Annotated in this window: 16 protein-coding genes and 1 riboswitch; of the genes, 4 read left to right on the forward strand and 12 right to left on the reverse strand. The window is 73.5% G+C overall.

The genetic code is table 11. The annotated features are described in order from the left end of the window. Positions 1–79: 79 nt before the first annotated feature. From H505_RS0114710 to H505_RS41865, 3 genes are all read right to left on the reverse strand, one after another. Positions 80–1,069 carry a malate dehydrogenase gene (locus H505_RS0114710; RefSeq protein WP_026402618.1) on the reverse strand — a complete coding sequence of 330 codons (990 nt, stop codon included), beginning with the start codon at positions 1,067–1,069 and terminating at the stop codon, positions 80–82. 255 nt (positions 1,070–1,324) lie between these two features. After that, complete coding sequence (locus H505_RS0114715; RefSeq protein WP_026402619.1) at positions 1,325–2,542, reverse strand: NADP-dependent isocitrate dehydrogenase; 1,218 nt, start codon at positions 2,540–2,542, stop codon at positions 1,325–1,327. 120 nt (positions 2,543–2,662) lie between these two features. Then, on the reverse strand, positions 2,663–3,091 hold the full coding sequence (locus H505_RS41865) for a DUF3017 domain-containing protein (protein ID WP_084550270.1): 429 nt from the start codon (positions 3,089–3,091) through the stop codon (positions 2,663–2,665). Between the two features lie 166 nt (positions 3,092–3,257). Between H505_RS41865 and H505_RS0114725 the strand changes: the two genes are divergently transcribed. Continuing rightward, positions 3,258–3,959 (forward strand): FHA domain-containing protein, encoded by a 702-nt coding sequence (locus H505_RS0114725; RefSeq protein WP_245592521.1) that lies wholly within the window; start codon positions 3,258–3,260, stop codon positions 3,957–3,959. 55 nt (positions 3,960–4,014) lie between these two features. On the opposite strand, the gene H505_RS0114730 is transcribed toward H505_RS0114725, so the two are convergent. Then, on the reverse strand, positions 4,015–4,863 hold the full coding sequence (locus H505_RS0114730; RefSeq protein ID WP_026402621.1) for a bifunctional methylenetetrahydrofolate dehydrogenase/methenyltetrahydrofolate cyclohydrolase: 849 nt from the start codon (positions 4,861–4,863) through the stop codon (positions 4,015–4,017). Positions 4,864–4,893: 30 nt separating this feature from the next. Further along, a riboswitch (ZMP/ZTP riboswitch) is annotated at positions 4,894–4,979 on the reverse strand. A gap of 79 nt (positions 4,980–5,058) precedes the next feature. Here H505_RS0114730 and H505_RS0114735 point away from each other — a divergent pair. Further along, positions 5,059–5,649 (forward strand): GNAT family N-acetyltransferase, encoded by a 591-nt coding sequence (locus H505_RS0114735; protein ID WP_026402622.1) that lies wholly within the window; start codon positions 5,059–5,061, stop codon positions 5,647–5,649. 35 nt (positions 5,650–5,684) lie between these two features. Here H505_RS0114735 and H505_RS0114740 read toward each other — a convergent pair whose 3' ends face one another. The 3 genes from H505_RS0114740 to purN all read right to left on the reverse strand — a co-directional run bounded on the left by H505_RS0114740 (position 5,685) and on the right by purN (position 8,185). Next, positions 5,685–5,864, reverse strand: a complete 180-nt coding sequence (locus tag H505_RS0114740; protein WP_026402623.1) for a hypothetical protein — start codon at positions 5,862–5,864, stop codon at positions 5,685–5,687. Between the two features lie 90 nt (positions 5,865–5,954). Next, a complete protein-coding gene (purH, locus tag H505_RS0114745) occupies positions 5,955–7,520 on the reverse strand; it encodes a bifunctional phosphoribosylaminoimidazolecarboxamide formyltransferase/IMP cyclohydrolase (RefSeq protein ID WP_026402624.1) in 1,566 nt (521 codons plus the stop codon). Beyond that, positions 7,517–8,185 carry a phosphoribosylglycinamide formyltransferase gene (purN, locus tag H505_RS0114750; RefSeq protein ID WP_034517950.1) on the reverse strand — a complete coding sequence of 223 codons (669 nt, stop codon included), beginning with the start codon at positions 8,183–8,185 and terminating at the stop codon, positions 7,517–7,519. Before purN ends, purH begins: the two co-directional genes overlap by 4 nt. Positions 8,186–8,299: 114 nt before the next feature. On the opposite strand from purN, the gene H505_RS0114755 reads away from it, so the two are divergent. Beyond that, a complete protein-coding gene (locus H505_RS0114755) occupies positions 8,300–8,959 on the forward strand; it encodes a DUF4190 domain-containing protein (protein ID WP_026402626.1) in 660 nt (219 codons plus the stop codon). A 1-nt stretch (position 8,960) separates the two neighbouring features. On the opposite strand, the gene H505_RS0114760 is transcribed toward H505_RS0114755, so the two are convergent. The 3 genes from H505_RS0114760 to sucC all read right to left on the reverse strand — a co-directional run bounded on the left by H505_RS0114760 (position 8,961) and on the right by sucC (position 12,932). Then, positions 8,961–10,733, reverse strand: a complete 1,773-nt coding sequence (locus tag H505_RS0114760; RefSeq protein WP_245592522.1) for a cell division protein PerM — start codon at positions 10,731–10,733, stop codon at positions 8,961–8,963. A 130-nt stretch (positions 10,734–10,863) separates the two neighbouring features. Beyond that, positions 10,864–11,751 (reverse strand): succinate--CoA ligase subunit alpha, encoded by an 888-nt coding sequence (sucD, locus tag H505_RS0114765; protein ID WP_026402628.1) that lies wholly within the window; start codon positions 11,749–11,751, stop codon positions 10,864–10,866. 2 nt (positions 11,752–11,753) lie between these two features. Then, positions 11,754–12,932: an ADP-forming succinate--CoA ligase subunit beta gene (gene sucC / locus H505_RS0114770; RefSeq protein ID WP_026402629.1), complete on the reverse strand. Its 1,179-nt coding sequence runs from the start codon at positions 12,930–12,932 to the stop codon at positions 11,754–11,756. Positions 12,933–13,233: 301 nt separating this feature from the next. On the opposite strand from sucC, the gene H505_RS41870 reads away from it, so the two are divergent. Next, positions 13,234–14,736, forward strand: a complete 1,503-nt coding sequence (locus H505_RS41870; protein WP_245592523.1) for a glycoside hydrolase family 15 protein — start codon at positions 13,234–13,236, stop codon at positions 14,734–14,736. Positions 14,737–14,747: 11 nt separating this feature from the next. Here the strand turns inward: H505_RS41870 and H505_RS0114780 are convergent, their stop codons facing one another. Together H505_RS0114780 and H505_RS0114785 are read right to left on the reverse strand one after the other, a co-directional pair. Beyond that, positions 14,748–15,515, reverse strand: coding sequence for a sulfite exporter TauE/SafE family protein (locus H505_RS0114780; protein WP_026402630.1), 768 nt, complete (start codon positions 15,513–15,515; stop codon positions 14,748–14,750). An 81-nt stretch (positions 15,516–15,596) separates the two neighbouring features. After that, complete coding sequence (locus H505_RS0114785; RefSeq protein WP_026402631.1) at positions 15,597–16,151, reverse strand: GNAT family N-acetyltransferase; 555 nt, start codon at positions 16,149–16,151, stop codon at positions 15,597–15,599. Between the last annotated feature and the right edge of the window lie 96 nt (positions 16,152–16,247).

Genomic DNA, 16,247 nt, shown 5'->3' on the forward strand with positions numbered 1-16,247 from the left:
CGTTTCGTGATCGTTTAAGACGCGAACGGGCCCCGGACCGTCCGGCCGGTCCGGGGCCCGCCCCACGCGTGCTACGAGATCAGATCAGGCCCAGCTTGCGGACCGCGTCCCGCTCCTCCGCCAGCTCGTTCACCGACGCGTCGATCTTCCCGCGCGAGAACTCGTCGATCTCCAGCCCCTGGACGATCTCCCACTTCCCGTCCTTCGCGGTGACCGGGAACGACGAGATCAGCCCCTCGGGCACCCCGTACGAGCCGTCCGACACCACGGCCATCGACGTCCAGTCGCCCTCGGCCGTCCCGTTCACCCACGTGTGCACGTGGTCGATCGCCGCCGACGCCGCCGACGCCGCCGAGGACGCCCCCCGCGCCTCGATGATCGCCGCACCGCGCTTGGCGACCGTCGGGATGAAGTCGTCCTCCAGCCACTTCTGGTCGTCCACCACCGCGGCGGCGCTCTTCCCGCCGATCTCCGCGCGGAACAGGTCCGGGTACTGGGTCGCCGAGTGGTTGCCCCAGATCGTCATCTTCTTGATGTCGGCGACGGACACGCCCGCCTTCTTCGACAGCTGCGCCAGCGCCCGGTTGTGGTCCAGGCGGGTCATCGCCGTGAACCGCTCGGCCGGGACGTCCGGGGCGTGCTGCTGCGCGATCAGCGCGTTCGTGTTCGCCGGGTTGCCGACCACCAGCACCTTCACGTCGTCCGCCGCGCCGGCGTTGATCGCCTCGCCCTGCGGCTTGAAGATCCCGCCGTTGGCCTCCAGCAGGTCACCGCGCTCCATGCCCTTCGTGCGCGGCCGCGCGCCCACCAGCAGCGCCACGTTCGTCCCCTGGAACGCCTGCGCGGCGTCGTCGAAGATGTCGATGCCCTGCAGCAGCGGGAAGGCGCAGTCGTCCAGTTCCATCGCGGTGCCCTCGGCGGCCTTCACCGCCTGCGGGATCTCCAGCAGCCGCAGCTTGACGGGTACGTCCGCACCCAGCAGGTGCCCGGACGCGATACGGAACAGCAGCGCGTAACCGATCTGGCCCGCGGCGCCGGTGACGGTGACGGTGACTGGGGTGCGAGTCATTGCCTCTTCTCTCCTGCTGTGACCTGACGGGGCTGCTGCGACCTAGAAGACTCAGGCGGCCCATCCGTGCGAACCCGACCGCCCAAGAGGCGCGCCGCCGCGCGGAATCTCTCGCCGTCGAGATAGTTCACCAGCAGGCTATACCGCGCGCCCGGACGGACGGCGGGCAGGTGCGCCCCCCGGCACCGCTCGTCCCGCCCGGAAAGCGGAAGGCCGCCCCGGGATCCCCGGGACGGCCCACAGCGGACGGCCGGATCAGCCGTTGATCTTCTTCTGCAGGTTGGTGTCGAGAGCCTCGAGGAACTCCTGCGTCGTCAGGTAGGGGGTGTCGGCCCCGACGAGCAGAGCGAGGTCCTTGGTCATCTGGCCGCCCTCGACGGTCTCGATGCAGACTTCCTCGACCTTGCGCGCGAAGTCGGAAACCTCGGGCTGGTTGTCGAGCTTGCCGCGGTGCTCGAGGCCGCGGGTCCAGGCGAAGATGGACGCGATCGGGTTGGTGGAGGTCGCCTTGCCCTGCTGGTGCTGGCGGTAGTGGCGGGTCACCGTGCCGTGCGCGGCCTCGGCCTCGACGGTCTTGCCGTCGGGGGTCATGAGGACCGAGGTCATGAGGCCGAGGGAGCCGAAGCCCTGCGCGAGGGTGTCGGACTGGACGTCGCCGTCGTAGTTCTTGGCGGCCCAGACGAAGCCGCCGTCCCACTTCAGCGCCGCCGCGACCATGTCGTCGATGAGCCGGTGCTCGTAGGTGAGCTTCTTGGCCTCGAACTCGCTCTTGAACTCGGCCTCGTAGATCTCCTGGAAGATGTCCTTGAAGCGGCCGTCGTACGCCTTCAGGATCGTGTTCTTCGTGGACATGTACAGCGGCATGTTGCGCTCGAGCGCGTACCGCATCGTCGCGCGCGCGAAGTCGCGGATCGACGCGTCGAAGTTGTACATGCCCATCGCGACGCCGCCGCCGCTGAAGTCCGCGATCTCCATCTCGATGGGCTCGCCGTCGTCCTGCGGCGTGTAGGTGATCGTCACCTTGCCCGGGCCCGGGACGACGAAGTCCGACGCCTTGTACTGGTCGCCGTGGGCGTGCCGGCCGATGATGATCGGCTTGGTCCAGCCGGGGACGAGCCGGGGGATGTTCGAGCAGATGATGGGCTCGCGGAAGACGACGCCGCCGAGGATGTTGCGGATCGTCCCGTTCGGGGACCGCCACATCTTCTTCAGGCCGAACTCCTCGACGCGGGCCTCGTCGGGGGTGATGGTGGCGCACTTGACGCCGACGCCGTGCTCCTGGATGGCGCGGGCGGCGTCGACGGTGACCTGGTCATCGGTCGCGTCCCGATGCTCCATCCCCAGGTCGTAGTACTTCAGGTCCACGTCGAGGTACGGCAGGATCAGCTGGTCCTTGATGAATTTCCAGATGATCCGCGTCATTTCGTCGCCGTCGAGTTCGACGACCGGGCCCGCTACTTTGATCTTGGGCATGCTGTTGCTGTCCCTTTCCTACACCTGGCCAGCAGTCCTTGTAAGGCTCAACTGGCAAGGCTATCCGAGCGGGTTCGGAGGTCTAGACCTCGCCCCCGGCGCGGACCCGCAGGGCAGGGGCTATCCGGGCGACCGGGCGCGGCGCCGGTTCAGCAGGAGCAGGAGGCCGCGGCCGGCCATGGCGAGCGCGATCAGGACGCCGAAGGCGCCGGCGAGGACGAGGCCGGTCTTGTGCATCGGCGGGACGCTGAGGGAGACGAACGCGACCGTCTCGCCGAGCAGGACGAGCGTCCAGCAGTCGACGGCGCGGCTGCGGACGGCGAGCATGCCGAGCTGCGACTCGGGCAGCAGGAGGCGGGCGAGGGCGCCGAGGAGCAGGGCGCCGGCGATGACGCCCGAGCCCTTGCGGAAGTAGTCGAAGGACGCCAGCGTCAGGCCGGCGGCGACGCCGAGGAGCACCATCAGGTAGGGCAGTCGGCCGAGCCAGTGCGGTGCGGCGGACCTCCCGCGCGGCGCCTTCCGCCTGCGCCGGTGCACCTGAGTGGTCATGTCCACACCGTAGTCCCATTCCGGTCACGGGGGCGCCGAAGTGGCCCGAAACCCCTGCGGCATCGACCCTACTCGCCAGTAGGAGGGTGTGACGGCAGGGCGCCCGGGTAACCCGGACGACAGGGGTCGCTAACTAGCTGGGAGGACTGCCGTGGAGGGGCCGTTCATGCGGATCGAGGACAGCGGTGTGGTCATGCCGCTGCGCCCCGACGTCACGACGGTCGGGCGAGGGCGCGGAGTCGACGTCCGCCTCGACGACCCGAGTGTGTCCCGTTTGCACGCAGAGATCGTTCGGCGCGGCCCGTACGTCTACGTGGTCGACATGGGCCTGTCCCGCAACGGGACGCGGGTCAACGGCCGGCCGATCGCACGCCGCGTCCTGGAGGACGGCGACGTCGTCACCTTCGGCACCGCGCGGTGCCGGATGGGGGGCATCCCCCGGGAGGAGGTCGACCCGGACGTCGAACTGCGGCGGGCGGTCGCGCCCGAGCTCACCCGGCGCGAGGTCGATGTGCTGACCTCGCTGTGCCGGCCCGCCCTGTCGGACGAGGCGTTCGTCGCGCCCGCCACCGCCCGCGACATCGCCGGTGATCTCGTGGTGACGGAGGCGGCCGTCAAGCAGCACCTGCTGCGCCTGTACCAGAAGTTCCGTATTCCCGAGGGTCCCAACCGCCGCACCCGGCTCGCCAACGAGGTCATCGCGATGGGCCTCGTCCGGCCGCTGCCGCCGGTGCACGTCCCGCAGGGCCGCCCGCCGATGGACGGCGGACGCCCGCCGGGCGTCCGGCCCGAGGCGCGCCGCCCGGCGCACGGCACCGCGCACGTCACCCGTCCGGCACCCAGCGCGGCGGGGAGGCGCGCCAGCTAGCGTTCACGGCCGCCCTCCACCGGCAGCGCAGCGCGGAGGGCGGCCGTGTTCCCGATCAGAGGGAGCGTTCCGCGGCTTCGACGACGTTCGCGAGGAGCATGGCGCGGGTCATCGGGCCCACGCCGCCGGGGTTGGGCGCCACCCAGCCGGCGACCTCGCGGACGTCGGCGGCGACGTCGCCGGCGAGCTTCCCGTCGACGCGGGAGACCCCGACGTCGAGGACGGCGGCGCCGGGCTTCACCATGTCGGCGGTGATCAGGCCGGGGACGCCGGCGGCGGCGACGACGATGTCGGCGGCGCGGGTGTGCGCGGCGAGGTCGCGGGTGCCGGTGTGGCAGAGGGTGACGGTCGCGTTCTCGGTGCGGCGGGTCAGCAGCAGGCCGAGGGAGCGGCCGACGGTGATGCCGCGGCCGACGACGGTGACCTCGGCGCCCTTGAGCGGGACGTCGAAGCGGCGCAGCAGCTCGATGATGCCCTTCGGGGTGCAGGGCAGCGGGCCGTCCTGCATGAGGACGAGCCGGCCGAGGTTCGTGGGGTGCAGGCCGTCGGCGTCCTTGGCGGGGTCGATGCGTTCGAGGACGCGCTTGTCGTCGAGGCCCTTCGGCAGGGGGAGCTGGACGATGTAGCCGGTGCAGGCCGGGTCGGCGTTGAGCTCGGCGACGGCGCGCTCCACCTCGTCCTGGGAGGCGTCGGCCGGCAGGTCGCGGCGGATGCTCTCGATCCCGACCTCGGCGCAGTCGCGGTGCTTCATGTTGACGTAGGAGTGGCTGCCGGGGTCGTCCCCGACGAGGACGGTGCCGAGCCCCACCGACACGCCCCGCTCGCCGAGCGCCGCGACGCGCTCGGCGAGGTCCGCGCGGATCTCCGCCGCGGTCGCCTTGCCGTCCAGAATCTGTGCCGTCATGCGTGTGCCTCCGCGCTGATCTCGGCTGATCTCGGCCACCCAGGCGCGCGGTGTCCGGACTGTCGATCGCTCCCCGGTGGTGATCCACCTTGCCCGCGCCAGTCGCGAACACCCATGGTAACGGGCCATTGGGGCACGGAAATCGCCGCCGAGTGGCTCTCGCGGCGGGGGCGCGCGACGCCTAGCGTCCGAGGCATGGAGTGGTTCGACGTACCCGTTCTGACCGGACGCCACGTGCGGCTGGAGCCGCTGGCGATGGAGCACGCGGACGGGCTGTTCGCGGCGTCGGGCGACCCGGAGGTCTGGCGGTGGCAGAGCGCGCTGCGGCCGCGCGACGCGGCGGACATGCGGGCGCTGGTGCGGCGGGCGCTGGACGGGCGCGACCGGGGCCTGCGGCTGCCGTGGGCGCAGATCGACGCGGCGACCGGCGAGGTGGCGGGGACGACGTCGTACTACGAGGTGTCGCCGAAGGACCGGGGCCTGTGCATCGGGTACACGTGGCTCGGGGCGCGGTGGCAGCGGACGGGGATCAACACGGAGTCGAAGCTGCTGCTGCTGGAGCGGGCGTTCGAGGAGCTGAAGGCGATCCGGGTGGGGTGGCACACGCACGCCCGGAACGAGCGGTCGCGGGCGGCGATCGAGCGGCTGGGCGCGTCGTTCGAGGGCGTCCACCGGAAGCACCGGGTGCGGGCGGACGGGTCGGTCCGGGACACGGCCGTGTACGGGATGACCGACGACGACTGGGCCGTGGCGGGCCCGGCGCTGCGCGCGCGCCTGCGCGGTTAGGCGTTGCGGTCAGGCGGTGCGGTCAGGCGGTGCGGTCAGGCGTTCTCGTCTTCGGAGCGGCGGGCGATGACGCGGTCGGTGCCGTGCCAGCCGAGGCGGGCGGCGAGCATCGCGGCGAGCGCCGCGGCGACGAGCCCGATGACCTGCCGGGCGTCCAGCAGGAGGGCGTTCGCCTGGGAGACGGCGCTCAGCATGAGCATCGTGAGGGTGTCCATGGTGCCTTCCGTGGGGGGCCGGCAACGAGGCTACCTGCGGCGGAACGTAAAACGGCCCGGCGGCGGGGGCCGCCGGGCCGTTCGGTGCCGTCAGTGGAAGAAGTGCCGGACGCCCGTGAAGTAGAGGGCGATCCCGGCTTTCTCCGCCGCCTCGACCACCTTGTCGTCGTTGACGGACCCGCCGGGCTGGACGATCGCGCGGACGCCCGCGCTCGTCAGCACCTCCAGGCCGTCCGGGAACGGGAAGAACGCGTCGGACGCGCCGACCGCGGCGGCCGCGCGCTCCTCGCCCGCGCGCGACACCGCGAGCTTGGCGGAGTCGACCCGGTTGACCTGGCCCATCCCGACGCCGACGGTGGCGCCGTCGGCGGCCAGCAGGATGGCGTTCGACTTGACGGAGCGGACCGCGCGCCACGCGAACGCCAGGTCGCGCAGGGTGGCCTCGTCGGCGGCCTCGCCGGTCTTCAGCTCCCACCCGGACGGGTCGTCGCCGGGGGCGTCGACGGCGTCGACGCCCTGCAGGAGCAGGCCGCCGTCGATGCGGCGGTACTCGGTCGCGCCCTTCGGGGCGTCCGGGCAGACGAGGAGGCGGACGTTCTTGAAGCGGTCCTTGAGCACCGCGACGGCCTCGTCGTCGAACCCGGGGGCCACGACGACCTCGGCGAAGCTCTCGGTGACCTGCCGGGCCATCTCCGCGGTCACCGGGCGGTTCGCCGCGATGACGCCGCCGTACGCCGACAGCGGGTCGCAGGCGTGCGCCTTGCGGTGCGCCTCGGCGATGTCGGCGCCGACCGCGATGCCGCACGGGTTGGCGTGCTTGATGATCGCGACGGCGGGCTCGGCGAAGTCGTACGCGGACCGGCGCGCGGCGTCGGTGTCGACGTAGTTGTTGTACGACATCTCCTTGCCGTACAGCTGCTCGGCGCCCGCGAGGCCGGTCTCGCCCGGCGCGCGGTACAGGGCGGCGCGCTGGTGCGGGTTCTCGCCGTACCGCAGGGTGTTCGACCGCTCCCAGGTGGCGCCGAGGAAGTCGGGCCACGCGGTGTCGCGGGCGGTGTCGTCGGGCGCGTAGTCGCCGGCGAACCAGGACGCGACGGCGACGTCGTACGACGCGGTGTGCGCGAACGCCCGGGCGGCGAGGCGGCGCCGCTCGTCCAGGGTGAACCCGCCGGCGGCGACGGCGGCCAGGACGTCGGCGTACCCGGACGGGTCGACGACGACGGCGACGCTCGCGTGGTTCTTCGCGGCGGCGCGCACCATGGTCGGGCCGCCGATGTCGATCTGCTCGACGCACTCGTCGGGCTTCGCGCCCGAGTTCACCGTGTCGGCGAACGGGTACAGGTTCGCGATCACCAGGTCGAACGGCTCGACGCCGAGGTCGTCGAGCTGCTGCAGGTGGTCGTCCTTGCGCCGGTCGGCGAGCAGGCCGGCGTGCACCCTCGGGTGCAGCGTCTTGACCCGCCCGTCCAGGCACTCGGGGAAGCCCGTGAGCTTCTCCACTTTCATGACCGGCACGCCGGCGGAGGCGATGCGCCCCGCCGTGGAGCCGGTGGAGACCAGCTCCACCCCGGCTTCGTGCAGGCCCCGGGCGAGGTCTTCCAGCCCGGTCTTGTCGTACACGCTGATCAGCGCGCGCTTGATCGCCACCCGACTCACTCGGCCGAGCTCCCCTCGTTCATGGACGGACTGTCGGACGCGTCCCTGCATGTGGTGCATTTCATGGAGACCCGCCTGCCCTTCGCGGTCCAGCCGTCGCGGGCGAGGCGTCCGACGACGTCGACGATCAGCCTGCGCTCGACCTGCTTGATGCGCTCGTGCAGGGAGTCTTCGTCGTCATGCCAGCCCACCTGCACGGCCTCCTGGGCGATGACGGGTCCGGTGTCCACGCCTTCGTCGACGAAGTGCACGGTACAGCCCGTCACCTTGACCCCGTACGCCAGGGCGTCCCGAACGGCGTGGGCGCCGGGGAAGGACGGCAGCAGCGCGGGGTGCGTGTTCACGGTGCGCCCGCCGAACGCCGCCAGGAACCGGGGCCCGAGGATCTTCATGAACCCGGCGGACACCACCAGGTCGGGCTCGTGCCCGGCGATCGCCTCGGTGAGCGAGGCGTCCCACTCCACCCGGGTCGGGAAGTCGGCGACGCGGCGGACGAAGGTCGGCAGCCCGGCCCGTTCCGCGCGTTCCACGCCGCCCGTCCCGGGGCGGTCCGCGCCCACGGCCACCACCTGCGCCCCGTAGGCTGGATCCGCGCACGCGTCGAGCAGCGCTTGTAGGTTGGTCCCCGCACCGGAGACGAGGACGACGAGCCGGGCGGACACCATGACTCCCTGGGTGGACGGTGGGGTTGTTTCGGCCACCACGAAGCCTATCGGCCCTGTTCGATGCCCCAGGTGCGCGGCGCCCAGGATCGACAGCCCCCAGGCCAGGAGGAACGAGTGAGCGAGCAGCCGGGACCGCCGGCCCCTGAGGACGACCGTCCGGACGGCCGCCCCGCGGGCTCGTCTTCGGCGGGGGCCCCCGCCCCGGCGCCGGCCGGCGGCGAGCCGGGGGAGGCGGGGACGCCCGGACGGCCCGACCTGCCGGAGCGGGCCGGCGGCGCGAGCCCCTGGGGGGCGCAGGAGCAGCAGCAGGGGCACCCGCAGAACCCGTGGGGGCAGCCGGGGCAGCCGGGGCGGCCCGGAGGGCCGCAGGGGAAGCCGGGGCCGCGGCCGGGCGAGCGGAGCAGTTGGCGGTCCCTGTGGCTCGGCGGGCTCGCCCTGTTGACCGCGTTCTTCTTCTACCCCCTGGGCCTCGTGCTCGGCATCGCGGCGATCGCCGTGGGCGTCCGGTCCCGGCGGGCGGCCCGGCGCGAGCACGGTTCGGCGCCGGGGGCCGCGGCGGGGATCGTCCTCGGGTCGATCGGGCTGGTGCTGGCGTCGCTGTCGGTGGCGCTCACGGCGTTCCTGTGGACGGAGCTGAGCGGCTACCAGTCGTGCGTGAGCACGGCCAATACCGGCATCGACCGGCAGACGTGCCAGGACGAGTGGTTCCCCCGCATCGAGGACAAGATGGGGCTGCCCGAGGGCAGCATGGACGAGTACGGCGACCTGCTCTGAGTCACTCGGGGCGGGGGTCGTTGCGCAGCACGTAGATCGCGCCGCCCCGGTTCTCGGTCCGCTCGGGGACGGGTCCGGTCCCGGGCTCCGCGCGGGGCGCGGGGACGGGCTCGTCCGGTTCCTCGTCGACGATGTGGCCCTCGACGACGACCGTGCCCGGTTCGGGCGCGGCGGCGGGCTCGTCCGCGGGCGGTCCGGGGTCGGGCGCCCGCCGGCGGCGGCGCGGCGTGAGGACCGGTTCGGCCTCCTCGAACTCCAGCGGGCCGGGCGCGTACGGGGAGCGCGGCGCGGGCTCCGGCGGCGCGGCCGGGACGTCCGGCGCGTCCTGGACGGTCGGGGCGGGCGCGGCCGGCGGGGCCGCGGCGGCGGCCGCGGCGGGCACGGCGGGCACGGCCTTCGCCTTCGCGGGGCGGGCCGTCCGGCGGGGGCGGCGGCGCGGGACGTCGGCGGTGTCGGCGCGGCGGGTCAGCCGCCAGTTCGCCCACCACGCGACGATCGCGGCGGAGATGCCGACCTCGAGCGTCGCCATCAGCCCCACCTGCCACGGCGAGGGGCCCACGGTCGCCATCCGCTCGCCGCCGAGGGGGCCGCCGGACAGCGCGGCCAGCAGCGCCGCCACGGCGCCCGTGAGGGCGCCCGACACGAATCCCCACAGCGGGGCGGCCTCGTTGGCGTCGCTGGGCGTCGACCGGACGGTCAGCGCGCCGCCCACGGCGCCCGCGACGAACGGGGCGGCGAGGGCCAGCAGGGACGCCGCCGGGGCGGGGCCGGGCTCGGGCAGCGCGGCCAGCGGCGGGAACGCCGGGACGACGTCGAGGAACACGCCGGTCGGGGACACCGTCGTGCCCGCGCCGACCGAGAAGCCGGGCCCGACCGCGTAGGACATGCCCCAGATGACGGCGTTCGGGAGGAACGCGAGCTCGACGAGCAGCAGCAGCGCGCCGCCGACGATGCCGGGGCCGAGCATGTCGTACAGATGCTCGGCGTCCTCCAGGTGCAGGGCCAGCGACACCGCGACGAGCAGCGCGCCGGACGCCAGCAGCACCGCCGTCGAGCCCGCGACGCCGATCACGAGGGAGCGGGCCCGGTCGGGCAGCAGGCGCAGCAGCGCGCCGAGCCCGGAACGGACGCGGCGCCCCCGGGCCTCGGCCGCGACCTGCGCCGCGACCACGGCCCGCGCGGCGCCCAGCCCGCCCGCGACGACCGCGACCGTGAAGCACGCGACGAGCGCCTGCCAGGCGGACGGGCGCAGCGCGGGGCCGGTCGCGGCCAGGGCGAGCGCCCCGGCCAGCGCCGCGTAGGGCGCGGCGAGCGACAACGCGACGCGGGCGACCGCGACGCGGGGCCGGTCCGGCAGCCCGATCCCGCGGATCATCCACGCGCCGCCCCGGTACAGCAGCGCGCCGGGCACGATCAGGACGCCGAGCGGCAGCAAGCCCACGCGTCCGTGCCCGGTGGAGAACCCGGCGTGGTGGGAGATCAGCCAGAAGTTCACGGCCGTCCGGAACACGCCGGGGAGCCCGTCGCCGAACGCGGTGCGGGGCGCGGCGATCCAGCCGACGAGCGTGACCGTGGTGAGCACCGCGAGGCCGATGCCGATGCACCACAGGGCCGCGACGAGCCCGGACACCGGCAGCGGCCGCCCCGTCCCGCCGCGCTGCCGGTCCGTCCCGCCGCGCCGCTTCTCCGGCCCGCCCCGGGCTTGCCGCCGTTCCGCTGCCGGGCGCGCGCCCCGGGACGTCGCGCCGCGCTCTCGGGCCCTCGCATCGCTCACCCGCCCATGCTGGCACCCCCGCCGCGCCGCCCCCGCCCGTCCGCCCGGCGTGTCGCCTTTGTCGTCGGGGACGCGAAAGACGCCCGGGCCGCCGGGCGGCTCGGGCGTCTTTCGTGGTCCGATCGGGTGATCAGAGGTTCTTCATGATGTCCCGCATGAGGCGGGCGGTCTCGCTGGGGGTCTTGCCGACGCGGACGCCGACCTTCTCCAGCGCTTCCTTCTTCGCCTCGGCGGTGCCGGACGAGCCGGACACGATCGCGCCGGCGTGGCCCATCGTCTTGCCCTCGGGGGCGGTGAACCCGGCGACGTAGCCGACGACCGGCTTGGTCACGTTCTGCTCGATGTAGGCGGCCGCGCGCTCCTCGGCGTCGCCGCCGATCTCGCCGATCATGACGATGGCGTCGGTCTCCGGGTCGTCCTGGAACGCCTGGAGGGCGTCGATGTGGGTCGTCCCGATGATCGGGTCGCCGCCGATGCCGACGCAGGTGGAGAAGCCGATGTCGCGCAGCTCGTACATCATCTGGTACGTCAGCGTGCCCGACTTCGACACCAGGCCGATGCGGCCGGGCGTGGTGATGTCGGCGGGGATGATGCCCGCGTTCGACTTGCCGGGCGACGCGATGCCGGGGCAGTTCGGCCCGATGATGCGGGTCTTGTTGCCCTTGGACTCGGCGTACGACCAGAAGAAGGCCGTGTCGTGCACCGGGATGCCCTCGGTGATGACGACGCAGAGGGGGATCTCGGCGTCGACGGCCTCGACGACGGCGTCCTTGGTGAACTTCGGCGGGACGAACACGACGGAGACGTCCGCGCCGGTCTCGGCCATCGCCTCGGCGACGGTGCCGAACACCGGGAGGGTCGTGCCGTCGAAGTCGACGCTCTGCCCGGCCTTGCGGGCGTTGACACCGCCGACGACCTTGGCGCCGGAGGCGAGCATCCGGCGGCCGTGCTTGGTGCCCTCGGAGCCGGTGATGCCCTGAACGATGATCTTGCTGTTCTCGGTGAGCCAGATGGCCATGCTCATGCACCTGCCGCTGCGAGTTCCGCGGCGCGCTTGGCCGCGTCGTCCATGGTGTCGACCTGCTGCACGCCGTTCAGCGCCGCGTCCGTGAGGATCTCGCGGCCGAGCTCGGCGTTGTTGCCGTCCAGGCGGACGACCAGCGGGCGGTTGACGGTCTCGCCGCGGTCGGCCAGCAGCTTGTAGGCCGAGACGATGCCGTTGGCGACGGCGTCGCAGGCGGTGATGCCGCCGAAGACGTTGACGAACACCGACTTGACGTCGGGGTCGGACAGCACGATCTCCAGGCTGTCGGCCATGACCTCGGCGGACGCGCCGCCGCCGATGTCGAGGAAGTTGGCGGGCTTCTGGCCGCCGAACTCCTCGCCGGCGTAGGACACGACGTCGAGGGTGGACATGACGAGGCCGGCGCCGTTGCCGATGATGCCGACGCTGCCGTCCAGCTTGACGTAGTTGAGGTCCTTGGCCTTGGCGGCGGCCTCGAGCGGGTCCGCGGCGGCCTTGTCCTCGAGCTTCTCGTGCTCCTGGCGGAACGACGCGTTGTCGTCGAGGGTGACCTTGCCGTCGAGCGCCTTCACCTGGCCGTCGGCGGTGAGGATCATCGGGTTCACCTCGACGAGGCTGGCGTCCTCGTCGGTGAACACGGCCCACAGGCGCTCGATGAGCTCGGCGGCGCCGTCCAGGGCCTCCTGCGGGAGGCGGCCCTGCTCGGCGATCGCGCGGGCCTTGGCGCGGTCGACGCCGTCCTGCGGCGAGATCGGCACCATGGCGAGCCGGTCGTGCGGCACCTCCTCGATCTCCACGCCGCCCTCGACGGAGCAGATGGAGAGGAAGGTCCGGTTGGCGCGGTCGAGCAGGAACGAGAAGTAGTACTCCTGCGCGATCGCGCTGCCTTCCTCGATCAGGACCTTGTGGACCGTGTGGCCCTTGATGTCCATGCCGAGGATGCGGGTGGCGAGCTCCTGGGCCTCGTCGGCGGTGTCGGCCAGCTTGACGCCGCCGGCCTTCCCGCGGCCCCCGGTCTTCACCTGGGCCTTGACGACGACCTTCGAGCTCCCCGCGGCGAACAGCTCCGCCGCGATGGCCCGGGCTTCCTGGGGAGTATGGGCGACCTTGCCGGTGGGCACCGGTACCCCGTACTCGGCGAAGAGTTCCTTCGCCTGATGTTCGAACAGGTCCACGAGGCTTCCTTTTACGGATTGACAGCCAAAAGACCACACGAGTGGGGGTTACACGGGTTTCCGTGCGGCCGGCACTCTGCGGTCCGCTCCGTCGATGCAGCCTAGTCAACCCGCCTGCGTGGTGATGCCGCCGGGGCCATATGTCGGGGTTCGGGCGGTTGGCCGGGTGTGCTTCCTGGGAAGGAGGGGACGTCTGTCCCTGAGGAGGATGAACCGATTGACGTAGTTTGATGTACTTCTTTCGCCGCCCCGGGGAACCTTGCCCGACCGGGCGCGGACGACCGGGGGGAGACAGACGGCGATGTCGGACGAGCCGCGCGCGTTCGCGAGGACCGCGACGGCGCCCGGACGGCCCGGCTCCCGCGGGAGCCGCGCGGCGGCGCGGGCACCGCGCCGCTCCGGCGCCGGCCGGCTGCGCAGGCTGACGATCGGCGCGACCGTCGCCGCGCTCGTCGCGACCAGCGGCGCCGCCGCCGCCCCGGACGCCGTCCCCGCATGGTCCAGCCCCGGCCTCGTCGGCGGCGGAGGCGCGCCCCACACCGGCGTCCCGCTGCCCCCGCACGAGTCCCTCGGCGCCTCCTACCTGCCGGACAGCTCCGTCGTCCGGCTCCGGGACGGCCGGATGCGGCTGGTCCCGCCGGGCGGCGGCACCGCGGTCACCGTCCCGGCGGACGACCCGCGCGTGCGGGCGGCCGTGCGCTCCGACCGGGCGTGGCTGGCGTCCGGGACCGTCCCCACCGGCGGGCTCGGCGAGCGGTACGAGGCGATGTCGGCGCGCGCGCTGCTGGACCTGCGGCTGCTCACCCGGCCGAACGGCGCGTCCCAGGCGTCCTGGTACGGGATCTGGCGGTACAGCTGGCCGCGCGACTCCGCGTTCGCCGCCGCCGCGTTCGCCGTGTCCGGGCACCCCGCCGAGGCCCGCTCCGTCCTGGAGTTCATGGCCCGCGTCCAGGACCCCGACGGCACCTGGGCGGCCCGCTACCACGTGGACGGGAGCCCGGTCGAGGACGGCCGCGACCGGCAGCTCGACGCGCTCGGCTGGATGCTGTGGGCGACGTGGTTCGCGCGGGCCGCCGCGCCCGGCGAGGAGTCCGCCGCGGACCTGCCCGGCGGGCTGTGGACGATGGTGCGGCGCGCCGCCGACCACCTCGCGCTGTCGCTGGACGCCGAGGGCCTGCCGCCCGCGTCGTCCGACTACTGGGAGCGCGACCCCCGCACCGAGGAGGACCCGCGGCGGCCCACCCTCGGCGTCGTCGGGCCCGTCCTGGCGGGGCTGCGCTCCGCCGCCGCGCTCGCCGAGCGGGGCAGCGCCGAGGCGGCGCGGTGGAGCGGGGCCGCCGACCGGCTGTCGGACGCGCTCGGCCACCAGTTCGCGCCCTACGGGTACCCGCGCTCGCCGGTGAAGGGCGGCCGGATGGACACGTCCGTGACGTTCGTCGCACCGCCGTTCGCGCCCGGCGACGCCGGGGTGACCGCCGCGATCGCGCACGCGTTCGCCGAGCAGTCGCTCCCGAACGGGGGCGTCCTGCCGGGCGAGGAGTGGCCCGGCAACAAGCACATCGCCTGGACGCCCGAGGTCGCCCTGTTCGGCCTCGCCGCCGCCGCGTCCGGCCGCACCGAGACCGCCCTGGAGCGCCTCGACTGGCTGCAGCGGCACCGCACGTCCATGGGCGTCCTGCCGGAGAAGGTCGGGCCGACCGGGCACCAGGCGGGCGTCGCGCCCCTCGGGTGGACGGCGTCCATGGTGGTGCTGTCGCTGGCGGCGCTGGAGGAGCCGCTGCCGATCCCGCCCACCGCGCCCTGACGCCCGGGGCGTCAGCCGAACTGCTCCCAGCCGAGCTTCGCGACGAGCGCGGCCACCACGCACAGCAGGACGCCCCGGACGAAACCGGCGCCCCGGTTGATCGCCGTCCGGGCGCCGAGCTGGGCCCCGACGGCGTTGCAGGCGGCCATCGCCAGCCCGACCGCCCACAGCACGTGCCCCTGGACGGCGAACACCGCGAGCGCGCCGAGGTTCGTCCCCGCGTTGATGATCTTCGAGGTGGCCGAGGCGTTCACGAAGTCCATGCCGAGCAGGCCGGTGAACGCGATGACGAGGAACGTGCCGGTGCCGGGGCCGACGAGCCCGTCGTAGAACGCGATGAGCACGCCCGGGATCAGGACGGCCGCGGCGATCCGCCGCCGCGTGCGCAGGACGAGCCGCGGCGTCCGTCCGAGGTCGGGCTTCAGCACGACGAGCGCCGCGACGGCCAGCAGCACGATCATGATGACCGGCTTGAGGACGTCCGAGGAGATCGCCGCCGCGCACAGCGCCCCGACCGCCGCGCACGCCACCGCGAGCACGCCCGCCGGGACCGCGACCCGGGTGTCCGGCTTCGCCTTCCGCAGGTACGCGACGGCGGCGGACGCCGTCCCCGCGATCGACCCGAGCTTGTTCGTCGCCAGCGCCGCCGCCACGGGCTGGCCGGGCAGGGCGACGAGCAGCGCGGGGAGCTGGATGAGCCCGCCCCCGCCGACCACCGCGTCGACCCATCCGGCCGCCAGCGCCGCCGCCAGCAGCAGCACGACCTGCTCAACGTCCACCGCGGCCCCCGGGGGTAAGGAGTCAAAGCAAAAGAAACACCTGACCTTACCCGGTGGCCGGAGCGCCGGACCGTTCCAGGGTCAGCCGGCCGCCGGGGCCGTCCACTCGTCGTCGAGGATCGCCCAGACCTGCACGTCGCGGTGCGCCCCGTCGTGGTAGAACGCCTTGCGCTGGACGCCCTCCAGCGTCATCCCGAGCCGCTCGGCGACCGCGCCGCTCGCGGTGTTCCCGGGGTCGCACAGCCACTCCACCCGGGCCATCCCGCGCGCCCGGAACGCCCACTCGATCATCGCGCGGCAGGCGGTGGTGATCAGGCCGCGCCCCCGCACCGCCCGGTCCAGCCACACCCCGAGCTCGCAGACGCCGCGGCCCGCGTCGAACACGCGGAACAGCGCGCCGCCCATCAGGACGCCGTCCACCCAGATGCCGTAGAAGCGGCCCTCGTCGGCGGCCTGCCGGTCGGCGTACCGCTGGAGGAACGCGCGGGCGCTCGCCTCGTCCACGACGATCCGCCCGAACGGCACGTACTGCACGATGTCCTCGCGGACCCGGTCGACGTGCTCGGCGAACTCCGCGGCCTGCCAAGGCTCCAGGGGACGCAGCTCGGCGCCGTCGGCGAGCCGGTAAGCGAACATGGGGAACCTCCTCGTACCTTTTTCGTCCCACGCACCGTAACGGGCGTTACGGACGAACCAGGTCCGAGGTCGGCGCTCGTCCCCCGGCCGCGGCGG

Source organism: Actinomadura rifamycini DSM 43936 (assembly GCF_000425065.1).
Taxonomy (GTDB): Bacteria; Actinomycetota; Actinomycetes; order Streptosporangiales; family Streptosporangiaceae; genus Spirillospora; species Spirillospora rifamycini.